Annotated in this window: 1 pseudogene; it reads right to left on the minus strand. The window is 72.1% G+C overall.

The features are described 5' to 3' along the window. A pseudogene (locus G3I78_RS48885) lies at positions 1-427 on the minus strand (daunorubicin/doxorubicin resistance ABC transporter ATP-binding protein DrrA); the annotation flags it as partial.

Below are 427 nucleotides of genomic sequence, written 5' to 3' on the forward strand. Positions count from 1 at the left end.
GTACCCGCGGGCGGCCAGCAGACCGACCACGGCGGTCAGCTGCTCGTCGCTCAGGATCGGGACGAGCAGCACGCCCTCGTCCGGGACGGCCTGCGAGCCGGCGACCCCGTCCAGTCCGGTCTCGGCCAGCGAACGGGCCATGCCCGGCAGGTCGGAGGAGTCGACGGGGCGGATCCGCAGGGTGCGGCCGCCGACGCGGGCCTTCAGCTCGTCGACCTTGCCGTTGGCGATGACCTTGCCCTTGTCGATGACCGTCAGCTCGTTCGCGAGCTGCTCGGCCTCCTCCATGTACTGGGTGGTGAGCAGGACGGTGGCCCCCTCGGCGACCATCCGCTGCACCTCGTCCCACACCTCGTTGCGGGTGCGGGGGTCGAGGCCGGTGGTCGGCTCGTCCAGGTAGAGCACGGCCGGGCGGCCGATCATCGAG

Source organism: Streptomyces sp. SID13726, from assembly GCF_010548375.1.
In the GTDB taxonomy this organism is placed as follows: Bacteria; Actinomycetota; Actinomycetes; order Streptomycetales; family Streptomycetaceae; genus Streptomyces.